Annotated in this window: 18 protein-coding genes; 9 read left to right on the top strand and 9 right to left on the bottom strand. The window is 58.9% G+C overall.

Going from position 1 to position 22,611, the window contains the following annotated elements; all coding sequences use genetic code 11:
• Window positions 1-23 precede the first annotated feature (23 nt).
• Window positions 24-1,583: a TolC family outer membrane protein gene (locus SPBM01_RS16895; RefSeq protein WP_188062721.1), complete on the bottom strand. Its 1,560-nt coding sequence runs from the start codon at window positions 1,581-1,583 to the stop codon at window positions 24-26.
• 358 nt (window positions 1,584-1,941) lie between these two features.
• Between SPBM01_RS16895 and SPBM01_RS16890 the strand changes: the two genes are divergently transcribed.
• The 4 genes from SPBM01_RS16890 to tnpB all read left to right on the top strand — a co-directional run bounded on the left by SPBM01_RS16890 (window position 1,942) and on the right by tnpB (window position 5,576).
• Window positions 1,942-4,158: a hypothetical protein gene (locus SPBM01_RS16890; RefSeq protein WP_188062720.1), complete on the top strand. Its 2,217-nt coding sequence runs from the start codon at window positions 1,942-1,944 to the stop codon at window positions 4,156-4,158.
• A 504-nt stretch (window positions 4,159-4,662) separates the two neighbouring features.
• Complete coding sequence (locus SPBM01_RS16885; protein WP_262504238.1) at window positions 4,663-4,938, top strand: hypothetical protein; 276 nt, start codon at window positions 4,663-4,665, stop codon at window positions 4,936-4,938.
• A gap of 48 nt (window positions 4,939-4,986) precedes the next feature.
• A complete protein-coding gene (gene tnpA, locus SPBM01_RS16880; RefSeq protein ID WP_188062691.1) occupies window positions 4,987-5,346 on the top strand; it encodes an IS66-like element accessory protein TnpA in 360 nt (119 codons plus the stop codon).
• The gene (gene tnpB / locus SPBM01_RS22235; protein WP_188062690.1) at window positions 5,343-5,576 is read left to right on the top strand and encodes an IS66 family insertion sequence element accessory protein TnpB; all 234 of its coding nucleotides are present in this window, start codon (window positions 5,343-5,345) and stop codon (window positions 5,574-5,576) included. The genes tnpA and tnpB overlap by 4 nt, the downstream gene beginning before the upstream one ends.
• A gap of 254 nt (window positions 5,577-5,830) precedes the next feature.
• On the opposite strand, the gene istB (SPBM01_RS16870) is transcribed toward tnpB, so the two are convergent.
• Both istB (SPBM01_RS16870) and istA (SPBM01_RS16865) read right to left on the bottom strand, forming a co-directional pair.
• Window positions 5,831-6,640: an IS21-like element helper ATPase IstB gene (gene istB / locus SPBM01_RS16870; protein WP_007686496.1), complete on the bottom strand. Its 810-nt coding sequence runs from the start codon at window positions 6,638-6,640 to the stop codon at window positions 5,831-5,833.
• The gene (gene istA, locus SPBM01_RS16865; RefSeq protein WP_188062689.1) at window positions 6,640-8,103 is read right to left on the bottom strand and encodes an IS21 family transposase; all 1,464 of its coding nucleotides are present in this window, start codon (window positions 8,101-8,103) and stop codon (window positions 6,640-6,642) included. Before istA (SPBM01_RS16865) ends, istB (SPBM01_RS16870) begins: the two co-directional genes overlap by 1 nt.
• A gap of 500 nt (window positions 8,104-8,603) precedes the next feature.
• Between istA (SPBM01_RS16865) and tnpC the strand changes: the two genes are divergently transcribed.
• The 3 genes from tnpC to istB (SPBM01_RS16845) all read left to right on the top strand — a co-directional run bounded on the left by tnpC (window position 8,604) and on the right by istB (SPBM01_RS16845) (window position 12,804).
• The gene (gene tnpC, locus SPBM01_RS16855) at window positions 8,604-10,274 is read left to right on the top strand and encodes an IS66 family transposase (RefSeq protein ID WP_188062718.1); all 1,671 of its coding nucleotides are present in this window, start codon (window positions 8,604-8,606) and stop codon (window positions 10,272-10,274) included.
• Between the two features lie 251 nt (window positions 10,275-10,525).
• Window positions 10,526-12,055 (top strand): IS21 family transposase, encoded by a 1,530-nt coding sequence (gene istA, locus SPBM01_RS16850; RefSeq protein ID WP_188062684.1) that lies wholly within the window; start codon window positions 10,526-10,528, stop codon window positions 12,053-12,055.
• Window positions 12,056-12,066: 11 nt separating this feature from the next.
• Window positions 12,067-12,804, top strand: coding sequence for an IS21-like element helper ATPase IstB (gene istB / locus SPBM01_RS16845; protein ID WP_188062685.1), 738 nt, complete (start codon window positions 12,067-12,069; stop codon window positions 12,802-12,804).
• Window positions 12,805-13,032: 228 nt separating this feature from the next.
• On the opposite strand, the gene SPBM01_RS21790 is transcribed toward istB (SPBM01_RS16845), so the two are convergent.
• Genes SPBM01_RS21790 through SPBM01_RS16830 form a run of 3 tightly spaced genes read right to left on the bottom strand, consistent with a single transcriptional unit; the run spans window position 13,033 to window position 15,323 of the window.
• Entirely contained in the window at window positions 13,033-13,263 is a 231-nt protein-coding gene (locus tag SPBM01_RS21790; protein WP_223177720.1) for a hypothetical protein, read from the bottom strand.
• Window positions 13,260-14,444 carry an IS91 family transposase gene (locus SPBM01_RS16835; protein ID WP_188062716.1) on the bottom strand — a complete coding sequence of 395 codons (1,185 nt, stop codon included), beginning with the start codon at window positions 14,442-14,444 and terminating at the stop codon, window positions 13,260-13,262. The genes SPBM01_RS21790 and SPBM01_RS16835 overlap by 4 nt, the downstream gene beginning before the upstream one ends.
• 9 nt (window positions 14,445-14,453) lie before the next feature.
• On the bottom strand, window positions 14,454-15,323 hold the full coding sequence (locus tag SPBM01_RS16830) for a tyrosine-type recombinase/integrase (RefSeq protein WP_217674977.1): 870 nt from the start codon (window positions 15,321-15,323) through the stop codon (window positions 14,454-14,456).
• A gap of 198 nt (window positions 15,324-15,521) precedes the next feature.
• Here SPBM01_RS16830 and SPBM01_RS16825 point away from each other — a divergent pair, with 198 nt between their 5' ends.
• A complete protein-coding gene (locus SPBM01_RS16825; RefSeq protein ID WP_262504237.1) occupies window positions 15,522-15,767 on the top strand; it encodes a hypothetical protein in 246 nt (81 codons plus the stop codon).
• 229 nt (window positions 15,768-15,996) lie between these two features.
• Window positions 15,997-16,128 (top strand): hypothetical protein, encoded by a 132-nt coding sequence (locus SPBM01_RS22000; RefSeq protein ID WP_262504236.1) that lies wholly within the window; start codon window positions 15,997-15,999, stop codon window positions 16,126-16,128.
• Window positions 16,129-16,217: 89 nt separating this feature from the next.
• On the opposite strand, the gene SPBM01_RS16820 is transcribed toward SPBM01_RS22000, so the two are convergent.
• The 3 genes from SPBM01_RS16820 to SPBM01_RS16810 form a co-directional block, all read right to left on the bottom strand.
• The gene (locus SPBM01_RS16820; RefSeq protein ID WP_223177719.1) at window positions 16,218-17,375 is read right to left on the bottom strand and encodes a glycosyltransferase; all 1,158 of its coding nucleotides are present in this window, start codon (window positions 17,373-17,375) and stop codon (window positions 16,218-16,220) included.
• Window positions 17,376-17,531: 156 nt separating this feature from the next.
• Window positions 17,532-19,640, bottom strand: a complete 2,109-nt coding sequence (locus SPBM01_RS16815; protein ID WP_188062714.1) for a GumC family protein — start codon at window positions 19,638-19,640, stop codon at window positions 17,532-17,534.
• A 179-nt stretch (window positions 19,641-19,819) separates the two neighbouring features.
• Window positions 19,820-22,279 (bottom strand): right-handed parallel beta-helix repeat-containing protein, encoded by a 2,460-nt coding sequence (locus tag SPBM01_RS16810; RefSeq protein ID WP_188062713.1) that lies wholly within the window; start codon window positions 22,277-22,279, stop codon window positions 19,820-19,822.
• Between the last annotated feature and the right edge of the window lie 332 nt (window positions 22,280-22,611).

Here is a 22,611-nt window from a genome sequence, read left to right as displayed (position 1 = left end):
GACCGACCGCCATCAGGCAAATGTCAGCAACGGGGTTGCATGCAGCTTGGCTGCGACGTCGGCAAGCTCTCCTGCAACGTTGCTGCCTTTAATTCCTTCAAAGTCTCCACATTGAGCAGGTCATGCGGTTGCAACGCCGGAGCGCGCGCGCGTTGAACAGGCTTGCCAGGCTTGATTGTACCCGAGGGCTTCAAGGTCGCATCGAAAATCTTTGCAACGGGTTCGAACAGACGTGACCCATCAATTTTGCTCCGCTTTTTTGTAGCGTCACCTGGACGGTAGATCGGCATCGCCGTCATCATTTTACCGGCCTCGAGGTTGCCGATGGCAGCCAATAACTGCGCCTGGCCGGATATCTGCCTGTACCGCGCCTGCTCTACGATGATGCTGGCATCCAACAGTCGCTGCTCTTCGTTGAGAACTTCAAAGGTCGATCGAAACCCTTCACGATATTCCTTCCGGCTGCCTTCGGATGAAATAGACGCGGCCCTGACCGCCTCTTCGCCAGAGCGAAGTTGTATAGCGGCTGTCACAGTCTGATTCCAGGCGTTCTGCACCTGTTGGTTGACGGTGCGTAGTGTCGTTTCAGCGTCAAAACTCACTTGCTCCCGAACCGCCTTCGCCTGTCTCACGCGGGATTTGACTATCCCGCCCTGCATGATCGGTACCCGCACATTGACACCGGCATTCCACACCTTGCCGACATCGCGGCCTCCCAGCTCGGGCGGACCGCTATAACCTATTCCGCCGTTCAGGCTGACCACGGGAAGACTTTCCGCGCGTTCGGCCGCCACGCGTGCGGACGCGGATCGTTCTGCCAGGAGGGCTTGCTGCAGGGCAGGGCTAAGCACTTGGGCCTGTCTGAAAGCGTCCTCGGCATTCTGCGGGATCAAGGGCAGGGGAGGGGTGGGCTCAAGCGGCCCGGGATTGCGCCCCACCACGACGGCGTATCGCACCCGACTACTTTGAAGGTCGAACCTGGCTTGATCGAGCGACACCTGGGACAATGCAAATTGTGCTTCGGCCTGGCCAATATCCGTCAAGGTAAGATCGCCTCCCCGTCGTCTCGCTTTTGATTGCTCCACTTGGCGGCCGAAGGCATCGACTGAACGCTGCCGTATGGCGACGATATGCTGGTCACGCAGCACTGATGCATATGCGTCGATCACTTCAAACAGGATATCATTTTCGATTTGGCGCAACTCTTCCCGACCGCCAAGCACTTCGGCTTCCGCTGCCGAAACCTGCGCCGCAGTTCGTCCTCCGTTGTACAGAAGCTGTGAAGCGCTTAACGTGATCGTCGTGCCATCGGACCGATTGGGCATATATACGCCAGAGGCGTTTTCAAACCGCTGGCGCGCCCATTGGGTGGATGCATCGATGCTGGCGCTGAGGCGATAGGGAGCGCCGGCTTGAGCCAGAGTCTCGTCGATCGCGCGAAGCTGCGCCCGGGCCGACCCAAGGCGCGGGTTTTTTGCATAAGCATCTGCAAGAGCATCTGCGAGTGTCTCGGCACCCGCGATGCCGGGAAGTGCGAGCGTCGCCAATGCGCACATGGCAGCGCGAAAACGGTGATGCTGCATCAAATCCCCCGGTTGACCAATTAATCTGGCTATAAATCGCTGCCAGTGGCATTGCAAGTTGCAGGGAGATTTGCTGGCGGATACACAGAATCGTCAATTAGTCGCAAACAAGGGAATGGCTTGCAGAACACATACGGTCACAAAGTGGCGAGCGCCATTCGCCATGAGGGGATGTCAGTTCCATGCCTGACTGTTTGCTTGCCGGACACAAAGGGCGATGCTTTTGGAGGTAGGATTGGATAAGCGACCACCCCATTGGGATATCAGCGCTGGCTCGTCGCTTCCATCAGTCGGGACGGAGCGGACGCGGCGCTATTCTGGCCGTGAAGCGCGTATACTGTTGCCTCTGGGACTGTTAATGGCCGGTGGGGTTGCCGCATTTCGTCGTGTCAGCGACCAAGAGGCCATGGTGTCAGTGACCCGCTGGGATTACGGCCTGAAACGGACCCCCCCTTATGTGCCGCGCTGGATCCGGCCTGACACTGTCCATGCAGGAAAGGCATCGGGCGCGATCCCGTCGAATGCTCTTGCCTTTGAGGCAGGAAATGACGGTCAGCCCTTCGCCTCGCTTGAAGACTGGATCGATGCGTGCAATCGCCTCGACGTCGCTGGAGCGATCGAAACCCCCGTGACGGCCAAGACGCTCCGTCGGTGCTACATTTACCGCGGCCTGTATGGAGCGGGTAAGGAAAATGTTCGGTTACGCTGGACCGGGCGTGAGGAAGGAACGCGCCACTGTTGGCTTCACACCTATATCGATGATGTAGTCATCCGCGGCATAAACTTCGATGGTTTCAACTGCGCAGTAGGTACAACATTTCCTGCGCTACCCTTGCGCGAGAGTGCCGAAGGGAAAATCGATCCTGAACCTTATCATACATCTACTGAATCGGTGTACAAAAGTCTCAACGCGAGCGAGGATGGCGCGGCGTTTGGCTTTCATACGCGCCGGTTGGGTCGGATTATGCCATTGGGGCAATTTTCTATCGACGCGATAAGCGTGCGGCGCCAGATAGCCAGAACGACGGCCAAGGCCAATCGGCAGAATGCCAGTTATTTTGAAGATCTCGTATGGCAGTCAGTCCTCGAAACGGTATCTTTGTTTTCCGGCGTTCGCTGTTCCACAGTACAGGCGGTTGTCGCAGCCATCAACGCACAGTCCGACCGCACAGGCTATAAGGCACAATTTCGTAAAGACAAGGTGTTCATCTTGGCGGTCGATCATCGCAGCCAGGCTTTTGTCGAAATTGAACTCGAAGGAAACGGCACTTTTGAAAGCGACGTGCAGACGCCGGCGGTAGATATCAGTCATTGCACGTTTACCGACACAGATCTTGGCTATGGTGCTATTCTGGATGTGTCGCAGCTGGGCCCAGTTGTTTTCTGCAGAAACGATCTCGCAGGCACATGGGGAGGGGTTGGCGCGCTAGTGACTCGCTGGAGCGACATATATTTCGCCAATAACCACTGGCATGATTGCTCATCGAAACGTCCGCCGGCTAGGGGGCGTGCCAGTAGCCAGCTGCCTGCCGGATCAAGTCTCTCGGCATATAATACGGCGTGTCTCATCGGCACGAACAGCCCGGTCATGATGCGGTATCATCGTACGGGTAATACGGCTTTGATTGAGAACAACAAGGTCGACAACGTAGAGAGCCTTAATGCAAACGACACTGTAAACTGTGCGGTCTTGGCCGATGTTCGAAATGGCTGGCAGGTCACGAGCGCTTCGAAGATCATCCGCTTTGCTTACAATCATGTGAGCCACTTGATCGGCCTTGCCGGTGCACAGGATTGTAACATTATCTACGGCAAACTGCGCGGCTTTAGTGTCATTGCAAATTACTTCGAGAACTTTGGTGCCGGCTATGTCAATGCTGGGACGAACAGCGAAGGGTCAGAGGCCGCCTGTCTGCTTTTCAAGAATCCTGGGCCCTATAATATGCCTATCGATGGCCGTCCGGCCGAGCCCGCAATCATAAGCGGTAACATCTTTATCGACGGCCCTGTTGGCACACCGTGGGTAAAGGTGGACGAACTTGCGTCCGATCTTACGGTTGCAGATAATTTATTTCGAAACTGGAAAAACAAGAAAGGCGGACTGGCGGTTACGGCGGGACCAAAAGCAGGCCTGTTGCGTTTTACTAACCACCAACAAGGCGTTCGTATTCAAGGCAACAGTTTTGAGAACATTGCCGTCGACCAGTATCCAAGGTTCTTTCTGATCAACTTTTGGAACCTGTCGCCTTTTGCTCGATCCTTCGATTTTCGTCGTTTTGAGTTTTCAGGCAACACCCTTTTGAACGACGGCACGGACCAGTATCCCGTGCCGCAGACGTCTGTCGCTGTATTGAATTTTCAGTTCAATTCGGGAAATCCGCAAGATCCCAGAAATGCTTTCGCCCAAATTGCTACCGGACATAACGTGATATTATCCAAGCCAGGCAGGCCTTCAAGCAACGTGTTGCAGATGTTCCATGACAACGGAAAAGCTGTGTATCAAGGCACGCAACATGCGTCTGAGGCCAGGCTCGCTCCTGCCGATTATTTACGCTTTTATGGTAGTGCGCGCTGACATGCTGGCGGACGCACCGTGAGTGCTGCGCCGTACGCTTTTCGATAACGACGTCCTCGCTCGATCCAAGCATGAAAACGGGCTGCACGCCGTTGATCGGACGCCCAGCGATGGCGGCGATATCTACTCATTGTATACAGAACAAACGGCCAGAATATCGTCGCGACAATGTCAACGATAGTATCGTCAAGGCGCCAGGATCCGTATTGCAACCTGTTTATGCATTCATTTGCCAACTCGGCTGCGCACACAAGTTGGAGGGCAAGCAGGGACGCCCGCCTGGTGCGCAGAATAAACTGCACGATCACATAAATCGCCAATCCCGCATGGACATGAGCGAATGTGTCAGATCCTGCAAGTTCAGTCATTGCATGGGCAGCGGCTTGATAGGCATGTAATGATTCCATAGCGCCCAGATTATTGCGTAAATCTGGCAACATGGTTTATATCTAAGGTTAACCTGCTGCTAATACCAAGTCCCATTAATCAGAACCCATGTGCCCAGTGGCGCAAGCCGATGGACATGATGCGCCATGGCTGATCGATGGTAAGCGCCGACAGAACCTTTCAATGGTCGGTAACTCAGCCTATCGCCGCTATCTCAAGGCCAGCGGCAAGACCTTCGAGATCGACATGGGAAAGCTTGCCGACGAGGCGCGCTACGACGGCATCAGCGTGCTGCGCACCAATGCCCGGATCACCCCGCTGCAGGCCGTCATCCGCTACCGTGACCTGCTTCAGGGTACGCCTCCGTTGAGAGTCGCCTTCCCCCGGGCGTGATGGACCGCTCTTAAGTTCGCTCTTGAGAGCGGTCGTAGGAGCGGTTTTGTGGGTCAGATTACGGTTTTCGGCGGGCCTGAGCGTCGGCGACGCTGGCGTGAGGACGAGCGGGCGAAGATTCTGTCCGAGGCATTCTCACCGGGTGCCTGCGTAGCACGGATAGCCCGGCAGTATGATGTATCGACGGCGTTGGTTTACACTTGGCGCCGCAAAGCTGAAGTGCAGGCCGCTGCGTCGCCGGCGGAGGTCGGCTTCGTCGAAGCTGTCGTGCTTGACGAGGCAGGCGGCAACCAGTTGTCATCTGCGCCAGCTGTTGTGGTGGATTTGCCTGGCGGGCGACGCGTGAACATCTTCGCCTCGGCGCCGCCGGATGTGGCCGCTGCTGTTCTGAAGGCGCTGATCCGATGATCCCGGTCCCGAGCGGCGGTAAGGTCTGGCTCGCGCTAGGGCATACAGACATGCGCCGGGGAATGAGGTCGCTGGCCTTGCAGGTTCAGCAGTCGCTGAACAAGGACGTCCATGCTGGTGACCTTTATGTCTTCCGGGGCCGGAGCGGGTCGCTTTGCAAAATTCTGTGGCATGACGGCCTCGGGATGTCCTTATACGCAAAACGTCTGGAAAAAGGACGTTTTGTGTAGCGCGACGATTACGGAGTCCGGTCGGCGTCAATTTTGATGGCCGATAGGTGGCCGCGCCGGTTGGTGAATTCTGGCTACCATTTGCTGTTGCGAGGAGCAACCGTCGAGCGACAATTACGACGCTGGGTAATTGTCGCTGGCGCTGGCCGGAAGCGAGGGTTTGAAGCGCATGGGATGGTTGGCATGTAATTGCCGCTGGCGACAATTACCCGTTGCCTCAGCAAGGGTGCTCCCGAGCGCGAAGCCAGCGACAATTATGATGGCCGGTCCGGGGCGCCATTGGGCGGGTCGTAATCGCCGGCGTTGATGCGGGCGACGGCGGAACGCTTGCGGTAGCTTTCGCCGTTCATCTCGATGATGGTCGAGTGGTGCACGAGGCGGTCGATCGCGGCGACAGTCATGGCGGGATCAGGGAAGACGTTGTCCCATGCCGAAAATGGCTGGTTGGCGGTAATGGCGAGCGAGTGGCGTTCGTAGCGGTGGGCGATGAGCTCGAACAAGGCGCTGGTCTCGACCTGGTCCTTGCGGACGTAGGACAGATCGTCGAGCACGATGAGATCGAACTTGTCGAGCTTGTCGAGCATGGCGGGCAGGCTGAGGTCGCGGCGCGCGGACTGGAGCTTCTGGACCATGTCGGTGGTGGAGCAGAACAGGACGCGCCGCCCCGTGTCGATGAGGGCATGGCCAATGGCGGCAACTGCGTGCGTCTTGCCGGTCCCGCTCTGGCCGAACAGCAGCAGGTTGCCGCCGTTCTCGATCCAGTCGTCACCGGCGGCGAGGGACAAGAGGTGCGGTTTGCGGATGCCGGGGGCGGCGTCGAAATCGAAGGTGGCGAAGGTCTTGCCTGCGGGCAAGCCGGACTGGTCGCGATGGCGCTGGATGCGCCGGGAGGAGCGATCAGCCATCTCGATCTCGAGAAGCGAGGCCAGCAGGTTGGCGGCCGGCCAGCCATCGCGATCGGCGGTGTCGGTGAGGCGCTTCCAGTTGCGGTTGATGCTCGGCAGGCGCAAGGCCTTCAGCAGGGTAGGCAGTACGGCGGCGGCCTGATCCTTGGTGCGGGTCATCAGTGCACCTCCCCGCTGGCGATCAGGCTGTTGTAGCTGTGCAGATCGGGTGGCGGGATAGCGACATCGCGCTGCGATCTTGCGGTTGGCAGGAACTCGTCCCTGAGCGCATCGACATCGGGCAAGCGCCCGCTGTCGAGAGCCTCATCGATCCGCCGGGCCAGCACGTCGACACAGTCGCCCCTGGCGGCGATATCGAGCAGCGCGACGGCATCGCGGCAGGCCTGCCGTCCATCGAGTTGGGCATCGAAGGCTTGCCAGGCCCGCCGGTAGGCGTGATCGGGGAAGAGGGCTTCGCGGTAGACGAGGTTGCGCAGTGCACCGGGCTTGCGGCGCAGGTTACCGATCATGTGCCGGAAATCGATGCTATGCCCCCGGTGGGGATGACTGATCCGCACACGCGGCGTGGACATTACCCTGTCCGGGCCGAGGAAGAGCTCGATGCGATCGTCAAAGAGATGCGCGTTGAGGCGCCGTCCGACGAGGCGGGAAGGCACCGAATAGGTAACCCGATCGATGGCGACGGTGCCGTTGCGGGTGACATCGACGGTGACCATGGCGAAATCGGTGGTTCGCCTTGCGGGCAGCGCCTTGAGTACCCTGCGTTCTGCATCGATGCGCGCAGCATGCCGCCGGTTCTGTCTGGCGACCTGCGCCTCAACGAACTCGCGCCAGGCCTCGATGCTGACGAAATCGCGGCTGCCCCGCCGGCGTAAGGCCTGATCGAGCCGTCGCTTGAGATGGGCATGGGGACCTTCGATCGATCCGTTCTCGTGCGCCTCGCCGCGGTTGTTGCGGGTAGCAAGCATGCGGTAATGACGACACAGCTCGTCATAGCTTCGGGTGAAATCCCGCTGCGCATCGGCGTCGAGGTTTTTGTAGGCGGCTGACAGGGAATCGCTGCGGTGTTCGGCCGGCGCACCGCCCAGCTTCCACAACGCATCCTGCAGGTGCTCCGAAAGGGCGGCAAAGCTCTCCCCGCCCAGCACGACAGCCGCATGCTCCCAGCCACTCGCCGCCAAGCGGAAGTGGTAGAGGCGATAGGCCAGGGTCTCGCCGGCAACAGTGACCTTGAGACTGTCGCATACCGTGAAATCCGACAGGCCCTGCCGACCGGGCTCATGATGCTGCGGGAAGAAGATCTCCTTCTCGCCGCCGTGCAGTGCCCGCCAGCGGGCGATCCGGCGTTCCAGTGTTCGTCGTATCGCATCGGGAACAGCATCCTCGCCGAACTCGTCCTGGAGCGTCTCGAAGACCGTGACGGCAATGATACCGTCGATCTGGAGCAACTCCTCTATACGTGGCCAGAATGGCTCGAGCGGATCGGCGCGGGTGCGCCAGTGGCGCTCCTTCTTCTTCTGGGACGGAAGCTGCGGATCGTTCTCGATCCGGCGTGCGCTGCGTTCGCTGATACCGGCCTTGGCAGCCGCGACGGCCTGGGTGTGTTGGCGACGATGGGTCATGAAGAGAAATACCTGCTGATCGGAAATGTGGTGGCCCGGCATCGCAAACCCATCGCTCGTTGTTCGATGAGTGTTCCGATACCACCGCCCGCCACAGCCCCGATCTGCCCCCCGAAAGAAGGGGAAAAAGATCGCCACCGGTTGTCTGGTCCGCTCTCCGGTCGGGGCTGCGCCCCTCCCTACGATCAGACCAGACAACCGATCCTACCGGCCATCATAGTCGCCGCTCAACCGGCCATCGTAGTTGTCGCCGCGCATTTTGTGTGGCCCGCCGCAAAGGACGGAACGGTCGCGATCTCGGCTTCAGCGATGGCCTGCCTGCTCGAGGGCATAGACTGGCGTAACCCCCAGGAGACCTGGCGCCCGACGCAGGTCGGCTGATCCCCAGCGTCAATCAAGGTGAGAGAAATCCCGCCTGTCCAGGCACCTTGGCGGGAAAAATATGCGGGAAAACTGGCTTAAATCCTGGGGTTTTCGGCAAGTTCGTGCTATAAAAGAGCATGGCCGCAAGCGACCCATCCGACGAGCTCGTCCAGCTTCGCGCTGAGGTTGCCGTCGTTCGGGAGCGGGCCGAGCAGGCCCAGGTAAAGCTGTTCGTAGCCGAGGCCGAGGTCGCGAAAGTTTGGGCGATCAACGCTGATCTGCTGGCCCGCAACGCCCACCTCGAACTGATGAACGAGACGATGCGCCGCGACAAATACGGCGCGAGTTCCGAGCGCAGCCGGCGTCTGCTGGGTCAGCTCGAACTCACCTTCGAGGAACTCGAGGCCAATGCCAGCGAGGCCGAACTGCTTGGCCAAATTGCAGCCGACAAGACCAGCACGGTTGCAGCGTTCACCCGCAAGCGTTCCACCCGCCGCGACTTCCCGGCCGACGTGCCGCGCGAGAAGGTCGTTATCCCGGCGCCAGAACTCTGCCCGTGCTGCGGCTCGGACGATCTGAGCCATCTGCCCCCGGCGATCACCGAAACGCTCGAGAGAGTTCCCGCTCGCCACAAGGTGATCCAGACGGTCCGGGAAAAGGTCTCGTGCCGTAAGTGCGAGAAGATCAGCCAGCCACCGGCACCCTTCCACGTGACGCCGCGCGGGATGTTCGGGCCGCACTTCCTGGCAAACCTGGCCTTCCAGAAGTACGGTCTGCACCAGCCCCTCAATAGCCAGCGTGATCGGCTCGAGGCCGAAGGCATCCCCTTGAGCCTCTCGACGCTCGCGGATCAGATCGGCGCGATCTGCGTGGCGGTGAAACCCCTGTTCCTGCTGCTGGAGGCTCATGGGCTCGCCGCTGACCGCCTGCATGCCGACGACACCACCGTTCCACTTCTGGCCAAACTGAAAACCAGCGTGGCGCGGATATGGGACTATGTGCGCGACGATCGCCCGTTCGGCGGCCCGGCGCCGCCAGTGGCGCTGTGCTACTACTCCAGCGATCGCAGGGGCGAGCATCCGCGCGCCCACCTGGCCGGCTATACCGGTATTCTCCAGGTCGACAGATATGCCGGCTTCAATGCCCTGTTCGCGGAAGGCTGGGCGGATAAGCCCATGACGCGCGCAAATTGCTGGGTTCATGCACGCCGGGAATTCTTCAAGCTCGTCGACATCCGGCAGCAGCTCAAGCGCAACAAGAAAAAGGGCACCGCGCCGCTCATCTCGCCGCTGGCGACCGAGGCGCTCGAGATCATCGACCGGCTCTTTGCCATCGAGCGCGACATCAACGGCAAGCCTGCCGCCGAGCGCCTGGCCGTTCGCCAGGAACTGTCGGCTCCGATCGTTACCGAACTGGAGGCCTGGATGCGCGAGACGCGCAGCAAGCTCTCTCGTCACGATGCCGTGGCCAAGGCCATCGCCTACCTTCAGAACGACTGGGCGGGCTTCACCACATTCCTCGCCGATGGCCGGATCTGCCTCTCGAACAACGCCGCGGAACGCCAGCTGCGCAGCGTTGCCCGGGGAAGAAAAGCCTGGTTGTTTGTGGGCTCAGACCGCGGCGGCCAGCGCGCCGCGATGATGTTCAGCCTGTTCGGCACGGCTCGGCTCAACGACGTTGATCCGCTCGCCTGGTTCACCGACGTCCTCGCCCGGATCGCCGACATCCCACAGAAGCGCCTTCACGAACTCCTCCCTTGGCATTGGAAAGCTGCTCAGCAGCAGGCCGCCGAAGAAATCGCCGCCTAAACCCCCGCACCGCGACAACTCGCGGCGGCTATCGGATGCGTACGCTTCAGGTTGCGGATTCCGGGCTCATCGCGCGCAGTATTCCGACGTGATGCCGCGCAGTGTTCCGATTAAAGTCCGCGCAGCGTTCCGATTAATATCCGCGCAGCATTCCGAGCTGATGCCGCGCAGGTAGGGATTGTCAGAGCCTTGTCGATGAGTGGTGTTTTCTTCTGCGGAAGGAGACGCCGATGCCGACGAGGAGAATGGATATGCGCCAGGTGCGCGAACTGATGAGGCTCCACCGCGAGGCGGGGCTTGGAATGCGGGCGACGGCCCGGCTCGCGGGCATCGCGGAATCTACGATGCGGGACATGGTGAAGCGGTTCGAGAGTGCTGGCCTGACATGGCCGGTGGCCGCGGAGCTGAGCAACGCCGAGCTGGAGCACAAGTTATACGGCCTGGCGGGGCGCAAGCCAGGTCAGCGCAAGCTGCCCGAACCGGACTGGGCAATGGTGCACCGCGAACTGAAGCGCAAATACGTGACGCTTCAGACTTTGTGGGAAGAATATATCGAAGCTCATCCCAAGGGCTATCGATACAGCCGCTTTTGCGATTTATATCGTGGGTGGGAGGGGCGGCTGCCGGTCACGATGCGCCAGACGCATCAGGCTGGGGACAAGGTGTTCGTTGATTATGCCGGCGACAAGCAGCCGGTGGTCGTCGATCGTCTAACGGGCGAGACCCGTGAGGCGCATATCTTCGTCGCGGTGATGGGGGCGTCCAGCCTGTCGTTTGCGTGTGCTACGTGGAGCGAGACGCTGGCGGACTGGACCGATGCGCATGTCCGAGCCTTTGCAGCGTTTGGCGGTGCGCCGCGTTTGCTGGTGCCCGATAACGCCAAGGTCGCGGTAATCAAGGCATGCCTTTATGATCCGCAGGTCAACCGCAGCTATGCGGATCTGGCGCGTCATTACGGTGCCGCCTGCCTCCCAACGCGACCGCGTCGGCCGCGTGATAAAGCGAAGGTGGAAGCGTGCGTAGGCATCGTCGAACGATGGCTGTTTGGCCGGTTGCGCAATGTGATCTTCTATAGCCTTGCCGAGTTAAATGCGGCGATTGCGTTGCTGATTGCACGGCTCAATGACGAGCGGGTTCTGCGCCATTTTGGCCAGACGCGGCGGCAACTGTTCGAAGCGCTCGATGCGCCGCTTCTCACACCGTTGCCCGCCGAGCCGTATGTCTTTGCTGAATGGCGCGCGCGGCGTGTCGGCATCGACTATCATGTTGAAGTTGAGCATCATTTTTACTCGGTGCCGCACCGGTTCGCGCGTAAACCCGTTGAAGCGCGCCTGACGGCACGCACGGTTGAGATCTTCCTCAACGGCGAGCGTATCGCGGCCCACATGCGTGGCAGCGGCAATGGCCGGCATACGACGGTGCCTGATCATATGGCTTCCGCGCACCGCCGTTATGCTGACTGGACGCTGGAGAAAATCCTCGCCGAGAGTGCCCGCATCGGACCTTGTGCACAGCTGCTGTGCGAAAAGATCCTGGAGGATCGCCCCCACCCCGAACAGGGCTTCCGCTCGTGCAAGGGCATCCTTGGGCTTGAGAAGCGCTTTGGCGCCGCACGGCTTGAGGCAGCAGCGCAGCGCGCCCTCGAGATCGGGTCGCGCAACTTCCCCTCGCTCAAGTCCATCCTTGAAAAAGGTCTTGAGGGGCAACCGCTGTCGCCGGCGCCCGGCGACCATCAGCCAATCGAGCACGGCAATATCCGGGGCTCGAGCTACTATCATTGAAGGACATATCGATGCTGACACATCCCACACTCGATCAACTCAACCACCTCGGGCTCCATGGCATGGCCAAGGCGTTCGGTACGATGGCGGAAAATCCCGACGCGGCAACGCTCAGCCACGCAGAGTGGCTTGGGGTGATCCTCGACCATGAACTCAGCTGGCGGCAGGACAAACGCATGGCCATGCGACTACGCCATGCAAAACTGCGTCATCGCGCCGTTCCCGAAGATATTGATTACCGCACATCGCGCGGACTCGATCGCCGGTTCATGGAGACGCTTCTCAAGGGCGACTGGATCAATGGCCACGACAATCTGGTCATTACAGGCCCGACGGGCACCGGAAAAAGCTGGTTGTCCTGCGCCATTGGCCACAAGGCGTGCCGAGACAACATGTCTGTCCTGTATGTTCGGCTCGGCAAGCTGCTTGACGAGCTGAGCGTCGCGCGCGGCGATGGACGGATCGCGGCACGCTTGAAAAGTCTTGCGCGCGTTGACCTGCTCATCCTGGATGACTGGGGACTTGAACCGCTCAACGCCAATGCCCGCCACCATCTGCTCGAAATCCTCGAGGATCGTTATGGCAACCGATCAACTCTGGTAACCAGCCAACTTCCTATAGCCAGTTGGCATGCCCTGATCGGGGACAACACCTACGCGGACGCGATCCTGGACCGCCTTGTTCACAACGCGCACCGCATCACTCTCGAAGGCGAATCCCAGAGGCGCCCACAACCAAAGCTGGCTTGACCAAACCCCGATACCGTGAAAATAAAATACGTCGTTTACGGCTCTGACAAAGTGCGCGAGATCAGGTCGGAATGCTGCGCGGCTTCGCCTCGGAATCCCTGCGCGGGATCATCGGAATCTGGAGGTTTCTGTGAGGTCGCGCGGCGGAACGCGGGCGTCATGGCACCGTGCGCGACCTCATTGAAGCCGGATTGAGCTAACCCGCTGACGCGGGCCACAGCTATGGGATTAGTAGCGTGCGGGCGGCTTGGCGACGGATGCGGCCGTGCTGCTGTGGACGGCGATCGTGGTGAACATGACGACATTGGATGCCGTTAGATATGTGTTGGCGCCGTTGAACGACGCAGATGGTCCCGGTTCCAGCGGCATCATGGCTCGGGGACATAGGTAGTCTGTCGCGCCGGTCGGTATCGACACCAGCGCAAGATATGCCTGCCTGAGGATGCGCTGAGGGTTCATGATGTATCCGGACAGGGTTGAGCGTACCGGTAGCTGACCCGTGGCAGGGCAGCGACAATGCGTAGCGCACCACCGCAGCAGGGACAGATGGTCGGGTCGAAACGTGCTCGACTCTTGATCGCGGCGATAACTGCCGGCTCGGCGTTGGTGGCTTGCGGCGGTGGCAGGAGCCGACGGATCATCGCGAGCCGGGCCTTGCGGCAACCGTTAGCGAGAAACCCATAATGTCGGATACGGTGAAAGCCGTCGGGCAGGCTGTGGATCAGAAAGCGCCGAATAAACTCGTCTGGAGTAAGCGACATCACCTTTGACGCGTTGCCGTGCCGATAATCACGCCAGCGGAAAGAGACGCCGGTATTGTCGGCGCGGACCAAACGACTGTTGGCGATGGCGACGCGGTGCGTGTAGCGGCCGAGATAGGCGAGGACATGCTCGGGCGACCCAAATGGGGGCTTGGAGAAGACGATCCAGTCCTTGCGACCAAGCTGACGGACTAACATTGCGAACGTGTCGGCATCTTCGAGCCCGGTGAGCGTGCCCGAGAAGCGGAGCCTGCCTGCAACGTGAGCGGTCCGAAGCCGTTCGAGAAATAGCCGCCGAAACAGGCGAGAGAGTACGTGGACGGGCAGGAAGAAGCGAGGCCGACAGGCGAGCCAGCGCTCGCCATCGACCAGTGCGCCGCCGGGAACGAGACAGTGGATATGGGGATGATGGGTGAGCGCCTGACCCCAGGTATGAAGAATGGCAAGGAAGCCGATCTCGCCACCAAGGTGCCGTGAATCTGCAGCAATGGTCTTCAGCGTCGCCGCGACCGCATCGAACAGGATCGCATAGACAACAGCTTTGTTGTGGAACGCGATCTCTGCCACCTCCGACGGCACCGTGAACACGACGTGGAAGTACGGCACCGGCAACAGATCGGCCTGGCGATCTGCTAGCCACCGCTCGCGGGTTGCGGTCTGGCACTTGGGGCAATGTCGGTTGCGACAGCTATTATACGCGGCGCGGCTATGACTGCAGTCTTCGCACGCCTCAAGATGTCCCCCAAGTGCCGCCGTTCGGCAGAGCTCGATAGCCGACATGACCCGGCGTTCCACGCGGCCAATATGGCCATCGTGGGCGAGACGATAAGCTTGACCATGGCGCCGGAATATATCCGCCACCTCCAGTTCGGCACGCACTGCCACTAATCAGGCGGGCGGCACCACCTCAAGCGTCAGTCGGTCGAACGGACTTTGCGTCTTCGAGATCGTCGTTGCCGCGACATGGGTATAGCGAGCCGTCGTCGAGAGGTGGCTATGGCCCAAAAGCACCTGGATAATCCGGATATCGACGCCGCTTTCCAGCAGATGCGTCGCGAAGCTGTGCCTGAGAGTATGGACGCTGACGCGCTTGACGAGGCCTGCTGCCTTTGTCGCGGATCGGCAGGCAGCATGGAGCACCTGGACGTCGATCGGCTTGTCGCCCCGTCCAGGGAACAGCCATATCTCTGGACGTGCAAGCCGCCAGTACGTCCGCAGTATCCCGAGAAGCTGAGGCGAAAGCATGACTGCGCGATCCTTGCCACCCTTGCCGTGACGGACCTGGATCAGCATCCGGTCGCTATCGATATCAGCGATCTTCAAGCCGATCGTCTCGGACGCTCGAAGCCCGGCGGCGTAGGCTGTCGTTAACGCGGCACGGGCTTTAAGCGAGGGGACCGCCTCGAGAAACCGGACGACCTCGTCAGCGCTCAGAATGTCCGGCAGCTTGCGCGGCGTACGGGCGTAGGCGATACGTTCCGGAATCTCCTCACGATCGAGCGTGACGCCGTAGAAGAAGCGAAGCGCACACACCGTCTGGTTGAGAGCGCCCCAGGAAACGCCCTGCGATACGAGGTAGACTTGGAAAGCACGAACGTCCTCGAGGCCAAGCTGATCGGGTGATCGCTTGTGAAACCGACTGAACCGCTTGACCGCATGGATGTACGATCGCTGCGTGGCGGGCGATAGGTTGCGTAGGCTCATATCGTCGATCATACGACGACGCAGCGGACTTACCGCTGTCGTGGCATCTGTCATGGGATGGTCTCCTGGTTGAGGGTTGGTCCAGCAACCAAACCTTCTCATCAGGAGGCCATTCCGGCCAATACCCACCTCGCTCCCGCGTCAGCGGGTTAGTTCAATCCGCATCAGGTCGAGGCCCTGTTCCGGGTTGCCAAGGCGAGCTTCGATACCCGTCCCATCTTCCATCAGTCCGATGCCGCTATCCGCGGCCATGTGTTTGTCTCGTTCCTCGCTCTGACGCTGGCCAAGGAACTGACCCGCTTGTGTCAGGAAAAGGGCTTGCAGCCCGAATGGCAGCCGCTCCTCAACGATCTCGATCGCCTTCAGGAAGCCACCATCGAAAAGGACGGCAAGGTCATTACCACCCGCACCCACGTTTCGGGCCAGGTGGGGAATGTCTTCGAGGCAACCGGCATCGCGCTGCCGGCCAATATCAGCGAACTGCCGCCGCGAACCTGAGCCTCTGCAAGCTCAACAAAACCCAAAAATGTAGTGGTAACACTCGCGCCGGTGCGTGCATGTCATTGAACAAAAATGCCTTTTCCAAAAGCACTGTTCAAGTTGGGTCGAAGATCAACGCCAAGCGGCCTGATCCGCGGTTCTCACCGGATGCTTACGATCCGTCGTCACCAAGCGCAAGATCTCCGGTGGAACCGTCAGCGAAAATGGCAGAGTCGCTCGGGACACCATGCTCGGGCTGCTCAAGACATGCAGCAAGCTGGGGGTGTCGTTCTACCAGTTCCTCGGCCATCGCTTCGCCGTCGCCGGCGCCCCCGTTGTCCCGGCGCTCCCGGACCTCCTCAGGCTCGCGAAAGCCTGACTGCCCGGCAATCTGCCCCGGTTACATCACGTTCTCTGCGTGTTCCGCTGGCACTGTTCAACTTGGGCCAAGGGCATTTTGTGGATTTTTCATGACCTGGACGTTGCAGCCCCTTCCAATAGCATCTTCATGATCGCCTCGTACCGGTCGAGATAGGCTATCTCGTTATAGACGCCACCGCGGGATTTTCGCAGATCGGCTTGCGAACCCGTTTCGTGTGTTTCCAACGCCGCCTTCATGGCTGCAGCCAGAGCATCCTCGTCACCGACTGCAACCAACCTCCCATATTCACCGTCATTGAGAATTTCTGCCGGACCGAATTCACAATCTGTGCTGACGACGCGGGTGCCCAACGCAAGCGCTTCGGCAACCACTATGGCAAAACCCTCAAAGTCCGATGCCAGAACAAGCGTATGTGCTCTGACAATCCAAGCATAGGGATTGGGCATAAAACCCGCAAAATAAACATCCTTGGCAATGCCTAGCGCTTGTGTCTGGCCTTCAAGTTCCGTTTCCAGCTGCCCTGCACCAAGAAAAATGAGGCGACAGGGCATATGCCTGCGAACCTGCGCGAAGGCCCTTAGCAGAAGCTGCGGATTCTTTTGAGGCACGAGCCGATTGACCGAAATGAACACCGGAACCTGTGCATCGGCTAGCCACGGATGGGGCGCAGAGGCTGTGGCTGCCTGCTCATGGACCATGGGCGAGACAGCAGGATTATACACCACCCGCAACTTGGCCGACGGCACTTTCAAAGCCTTGTGAGCGTCCTGGGCGACACCCGAAGATACTGCAGCAACAATGTCGCATCGGCGATAAAGCAAGGGTGCTAGTCTGTATACGCCCAGAATCCAGCTGCGTTTCGTCGCAATCGCCCGCGTATAGGCATTATGCTCGGTCGCAAGCAACGGCGCCTTGTTGAAGGTCATCTGCAACGCCAGAGCAGCCAGGCTATTGAGAAATGTCTGGTGGCTCAAAACCAGACGCGGCCTCTCCGTCAGAAAGTATCGTGCAATCCTGAACAGAAGAAACGGACGCCGTCCGCCCAGTGCAATGACGCGAACGTCGCTGTTGACCTTGTCCAATATCGGACCTGTCTTGCGCCAGAGAACAAGATCGATGCTATGGCCCCGCGCAGACAGTCCGTTCGCCAGCCGGGCGACGGCAAGTTCGGCGCCACCACCGGCCATGCTCAGGCAAAGGATCGCAAGCGGCCGTTGCTTGCCTCGAGCCGTACGCACCTTCACACCTCGTCCGACTTTGTCACGAAAGAAACCCGGCCTCCGCTGCGGCCATTGCGTAATTCACCACGCAGATTCCTGTGGATGTAGAGAAACCGGGGTCCAACTCGCTCGGCAGCGGTAAAACCGTGCCGACCGACGTTGGAGATGTCCAAATGCCCTTTAGCCTGCCGCGGGCTCATACGGGCGATAATAATGGACGTCGTTTCCAACCATGGCGGTCTTTCGGATATCCACCTGAGAGAGAACCGTACCTGCAACCTTAGCGCCGGCCTGATCCAACTCGCGCAGCGTCCTTCCAACGACCTGCGTTGCAGTCTTGCGCCAGTGCACCACCAGAACCGTCGTATCGGCCATGGCCGCTATCGCCCGCGCGTCAGCCACGGGGAGAACAGGGGCGGTGTCGAGGACAACAAGATCGAATTTCTGCGTGAGCGTATCGATGATCAACTTCATTTCGCGCGACGAGATCAAATCGTAATCCTGCGGCGCGACAGCGCGCTGTAGAAGCATATATGCGCCGGAAGCTTGATCGAGCATGAGCGCACGATCAAGAGTGGTCGTCTTCTGGATGACGTCAATAGCTCCGAGATCTACCTTGTCGGCCAGATTGCGGCTTGCAGAGCGACGGCGAACGTCGCAATCGATTATCACAACCTTGAGACCAGAGCGCGCAACCGATCTTGCAAGACACAAGGCCGCGGTCGTTTTACCTTCGCCAGGGAGCGACGATGTTACGGCTATGGACCGGCCCATTTGCCCTTCGCGTCCGATGCGCAGCGCCGCACGTACGCTGCGATAGGCTTCTGCGACCAGAGACCCTTCATTTTCGAGGATATAATCGGAAATCTCGATCGGACTCCCGCGTGATCCCCGTGCTTCCTTCACGGACTTGAGGTCAGGAATGGCGCCAAGCGCTGGCAGATACAAGGTATCTTCAAGTTCCTTGCGGCTCCGGAAACCCTGCTCAAGAAATTCCAGTACCAGCGCTACACCCAGAGCAAGCAGCACAGCTGCAATGAGGCCACCGATCAGAAACGCCTGAAAATTCGGAGAAATCGGTGCGCCAGGAACCGTTGCCAGAGACATGATCGACGCATTGCTGCGCTCGGTGCCCTGCGCAGCGAGATTCTGACGATAGCGATCGAGGAAGGCCTGATACAGCGCGCGCGTACTTTCCGCGTTCCGTTCAAGCTCATTCAGGCGCACCGACGCATTGTTACCGGCGATCAGCTTGCCTTGCGTCTGGTTGATAGAGCCCTGAATGGAGGAAGCGGCTTGCGATGCTGCGTTGACTTCAGCGGCGCTGCTTTCGCGTACCCGTGCAAGTTCCTTGGCAACCAGGCCATTAATCTCCGCAAGCTGCCGCTCTACGGCGGTCCGGGCCGGATGGTTTGCACCATATCGACCCGTCAGATCGGTCAATTGGGTGCTCAGCTTTGCCTGTTCGGTGCGCAGTTCGCGTAACACGGGAGATTCAAGTGCCGCAGCACCGCCCTGCGCCGCGGCAGCGCGGGCTTGTGCAGACGCCTGTTGTGCCTTGGCGGTCGCCAATTGAGAACTCAAACTCGACAAGCCGGCCTGCGCGGCAGAACTGTTATTCTGCAAATCGGTCAAATTGGTCGCAGCACGATAGCGCGCGACGGCCGATTCCGCCTGCATCACGTCGTTACGCAGTTGACCCAGACGATCGCCCAGCTGCTTGATTTCCTGCTCACGGCGCTGCGACCGCACATTGCGTCCGCCGTTCACATAGGCGTCGATCGTAGCGTTCACAACGTCAGCCGCAATCGTCGGATCCAGTGCCGTATAGGTCACGCCGATGGCGTAGGAGACGCCCTCGCGCTGGACTTCAAGTCCCCTGCGTACGACTTCGGTCGCACGCGCTTTGGCTTGCTGGGGAGTGCCCGGGGTATCGCCCTGAGGGTAACCAAAGCCGGGGCGTTGTGCCAGATTAAGCTTGTCGACGACGGCGGTGGCAATATCAGGCGACTGAATGACCTGCACTTCGGTGTCTACGGTGCCGGAATCGGCCGTCAGATTCGGTGTATTGCGATCGATAGATACAAGTTCACCCGTCTGCTGTCGCTCGACGGCCACCCTAGCGGTTGCAGCGTATTTCGGCTTTTGGAGGCTGTAGAACAGCAGAACCAATCCCAAGATTATGGCGCCCGTGACGAGCATCGGCACGAGCCGTCTCTTGAACACGGCCAAAACAGACCGCAGGTCAATGAGATCTGAAGTCGGTTCGGGAGTTGGAAGATTTGCCAAAAATAGCCCCTTTTATTCTCGCAATATTGCATGCTCATATCCCGCCGCTCGCATGCGGGCAAGCGGCCAATTGCGCAGTGCAACACAATAGCCCGAGCGAAGCGGCATGGATATCCCTGCCGCCTTTATTTCCCCCGCATTGTGAGCCGTTTCACACACGCGTTTCGGCAAGCAAGGTATCAAATAATATAGTCGGCACTTGATAGTGCGCTGACGCCAAGGAGCGTAGCTATGAGATCCTGCTGACCGTCGTGAGCAACATACACATTAAGGTCGGATCCGCTCCTGGCAAAACCAACTGACCCTCCGGACATTGTATCGAAGAGTTCTTGAAAATCGAGCTTATCCTGGCCGCGCGTGAAGTCTCTGATGATGTCCACGCCGTCATCGATGCCTCTAAACGCGAACACATCCTTGCCGCCCCCGCCAGTCAGAATGTCATTCCCACCGCCGCCCAGTATCCAGTCGGCCCCTTCGCCCCCTGAAATCATATTAGCGTGGGCATTGCCTTCAATATCGGAACCGCTTGCCGTTTTGATGACAGCATTTTCCACACCTGCCCAAAGCGCAAAGCTGTCGGCAGTCACCCAAACCGTATCGATTCCGCCGTTCTCATGCTCGATGATCACATCGCCAAAATTATCGACCAGATACGTATCGTCGCCTGCGCCGCCGGCCATGATGTCCGCGCCGCCATTGCCTTCGAGCCGCTCATTGGCTGCGGTCCCAGTTAACCAGTCGGTCTGCTTGGTACCGCCGGGAACGGACGCAGTCCAGTTGGATGACAGCTTTGCTACCTGCTGGAGATTGTCGAACATAAACTGTTCGGGCGTCAGACTTTTGACAGCGACATTCTCCAGCGTGAGAACCTGACCATCGCCCAAATCAAGAACGGCATCCTTGCCAACCTGCGTAAAACTCGCCTTAAGCTCTGCAAAAGTGCTGAATTGACCTCCGGACAAACTCACCCTGTCGTCGGATTTCAAATCGACAATCCTGTCGGACCCATCATCCTTGCCGATCACGAAAATATCGGCTCCGGCATTACCGGCAAGAACGTCCTGACCGGCCTTGCCGATGAGGATGTCCCGACCAGCGCCACCGGTCAGTTTATTGTCGGCAAGGTTGCCGACGACCGTGGCACCGGAAGATGATTTTACTGTCAGGTTCTCGACGTTTTCACTCAAGGCATAACGGTTGTCGAACAGCTCGACGGTATCCACACCTTCGTTCTTGTTCTCGGCAACGACATCCTTATAGCCCGACACGACATAGGTGTCATCGCCCTTGCCGCCTTTCATCACGTCCTCCCGACTGGAACCGTCGATACGGTCGGCCCGGCTCGTTCCTGTCAGCACATCCTTGCCGGCGGTACCCATGACCACATTGACGCTTGCGGCGCTGTCGCGTGCGGTCGTCTCCGGCCCTGAACTGTTGTTGACCGGTGATTGGGACGAAGCTGGTGTGACCGGCTCCTGGGATGGGGTCGGCGTGGGTGTCGGAGTTGGCGTGGGCTTCGGGGTGGGGGTAGGTGTCGGCGTAGGCTTCGGACTGGCGGCAGGTGTCGGCGTCGAGGCTGATGTCTGCCACAGCGGGATTTTGCCAACGGTTGGTCCGACGGCGTCGGTCCAGACCCCCGTAGCATTGTTCGACTGCGAAATAACATTATTGTTGCCGCTGTCGATCTTGAGGATCGACTTGGTATTGGCAAGCACATTACCGGTAACGACAAGCTCGTTAGTATAACTGGGTTTGGACGAAGAAGCGCTGCCTGTGGTTACATAGACAGCATTGCCGTATTTGGCCGACGATTCCAGAAAGTTACGGGTAACATCGACATCGGTAGCACCCCGCACGCTAACGGGCCGCTTTCCGACGTCTTCGACCTTATTGCCAACGATATCCACATTCTTGGCTTCATAGCCTTTATATCCAGGCTTGAAGGATGACGCTGAGGTATTGCCGCCTGCCGAAATGCCATCTGCCGCAACATCATGGATATAGTTGTCTTCGATGCGGATATTGGTTGAGCCCCCCTTTGCAAAGACTGCAGCGCTTGACCCTCCGATATCGAAAATCTCGTTACGAGCGATAACAGCGTTTGTGACCGCGACGAAATCTATCCCCTCTTCCGAAGCGACATCAGAAATGCGGTTGTCCAGTATCTGCACATTATTGGCTTGCCCGATTTTTATACCGTCATGGGAAACATCGGTGATCACGTTGTTCTGAATGACGACATTGTCGACCATATTGGAAAAGTCGCGGCCGCTTTGGGAAAACTGTATGCCATCATATCCACCGCTAAGAGCAAAGTCGCGAATGACATAGTTGTCGACCCCGAGCGCCTGAATGACGGGTTTTGATGCATCTTCAGCCACGATCGAGGCATTTTGCGGACCATCTGCCGATACAAGCCAGATCGGGGCGTCGCTCGTTCCGCTCTTGTTCCAGGGGACTTTTACATTTTCAACATAGGTGCCTGCATGCACCATGATGGCCGTGCCGGGCGTTGCGGCATTGACGGCATCTTGTATCGAATGAAAAGGACGACTGGCGCTTCCATCACCTTGACCGCTGCCAATAGCGACATGAAGGACCTTTGACGGGGTTTTGTCAGAAAACAGTGCGGCAGCCATCTTGTGTTCCTCTGGAATTACCACCGATTTATACGAAAATGTTCGTTTGCACAGGCACAACGACTATCGTTAACCGCACATTAGCGATCCTCGACCTTAGGAAAGTATTGGGTAAGGAAAAAACGCCAATCAAAACATTGACTTGGACAGAGTTGCAGTAACAGTCACAATTGCAACGCTGGGTGCCTCATGCCCTTTCAGGCCGTATATGTCCGACATTATCGATCGCCCCCCCCGGCGGCCAAAATAACTAAATCGTTAACGATGATTTGTTAGATGCCGCACTGCAACAACACAATCGATAATGCAGCCGCCTGTCGTAAAGATCGTGC

Origin of the sequence: Sphingobium sp. KCTC 72723, assembly GCF_014280435.1 — a bacterium.
Taxonomy (GTDB): Bacteria; Pseudomonadota; Alphaproteobacteria; order Sphingomonadales; family Sphingomonadaceae; genus Sphingobium.
This window is presented reverse-complemented; position numbering and strand designations above follow the sequence as displayed.

What these genes read in the sequence shown, in the direction of transcription:
- SPBM01_RS16895 (WP_188062721.1), bottom strand. Translation starts at nt 1,583, where the DNA reads ATGCAGCATCACCGTTTTCGCGCTGCCATGTGCGCATTGGCGACGCTC.
- SPBM01_RS16890 (WP_188062720.1), top strand. Translation starts at nt 1,942, where the DNA reads ATGGCCGGTGGGGTTGCCGCATTTCGTCGTGTCAGCGACCAAGAGGCC.
- tnpB (WP_188062690.1), top strand. Translation starts at nt 5,343, where the DNA reads ATGATCCCGGTCCCGAGCGGCGGTAAGGTCTGGCTCGCGCTAGGGCAT.
- istB (WP_007686496.1), bottom strand. Translation starts at nt 6,640, where the DNA reads ATGACCCGCACCAAGGATCAGGCCGCCGCCGTACTGCCTACCCTGCTG.
- istA (WP_188062689.1), bottom strand. Translation starts at nt 8,103, where the DNA reads ATGACCCATCGTCGCCAACACACCCAGGCCGTCGCGGCTGCCAAGGCC.
- tnpC (WP_188062718.1), top strand. Translation starts at nt 8,604, where the DNA reads ATGGCCGCAAGCGACCCATCCGACGAGCTCGTCCAGCTTCGCGCTGAG.
- istA (WP_188062684.1), top strand. Translation starts at nt 10,526, where the DNA reads ATGCGCCAGGTGCGCGAACTGATGAGGCTCCACCGCGAGGCGGGGCTT.
- istB (WP_188062685.1), top strand. Translation starts at nt 12,067, where the DNA reads ATGCTGACACATCCCACACTCGATCAACTCAACCACCTCGGGCTCCAT.
- SPBM01_RS21790 (WP_223177720.1), bottom strand. Translation starts at nt 13,263, where the DNA reads ATGAACCCTCAGCGCATCCTCAGGCAGGCATATCTTGCGCTGGTGTCG.
- SPBM01_RS16830 (WP_217674977.1), bottom strand. Translation starts at nt 15,323, where the DNA reads ATGACAGATGCCACGACAGCGGTAAGTCCGCTGCGTCGTCGTATGATC.
- SPBM01_RS22000 (WP_262504236.1), top strand. Translation starts at nt 15,997, where the DNA reads ATGCTCGGGCTGCTCAAGACATGCAGCAAGCTGGGGGTGTCGTTCTAC.
- SPBM01_RS16810 (WP_188062713.1), bottom strand. Translation starts at nt 22,279, where the DNA reads ATGGCTGCCGCACTGTTTTCTGACAAAACCCCGTCAAAGGTCCTTCAT.